General features: G+C 68.7%; 1 pseudogene. It reads left to right on the plus strand.

The window, feature by feature from the left end:
- Positions 1 to 44 precede the first annotated feature (44 nt).
- Positions 45 to 419 (plus strand): annotated as a pseudogene (locus AC0AIB_RS31495) (hypothetical protein); the annotation flags it as partial.

A 419-nucleotide genomic window follows, 5' to 3' on the forward strand; every position in this document is an offset into this window, starting at 1 on the left:
GCCGGTATGTTCGGGATCAGCTCATACGATCAGGAGTCTCCGCTTTGTCCCACAGCACCGCCGACACCGAACCGGCCAAGCCCCCGCCCGAGGACGACCACGCCTTCTTCGGGCAGCCACGGGGGCTGATGACCCTGTCCGGCCTGGAGGTGTGGGAGCGGTTCTCGTTCCTGGGCATGCAGGCCATCCTGGTGCTGTTCTTCGCCGACACGGTGGCGAACGGCGGCATGGACATGGACCCGGGCACCGCCGCCTCCGTCTCCGCCGCCTACGGAACGCTGGTCTATCTGGTCTCCGTGGCGGGCGGCTGGCTGGCCGACCGGATCCTCGGCTCGTACCGGGCCGTGCTGTACGGCGGCATCCTCATCGCCTGCGGCCACTACTCCATGGCCGTGCCCACCGACGCCATGACCTGGGTG

Source organism: Micromonospora sp. DSM 43699, assembly GCF_055517075.1.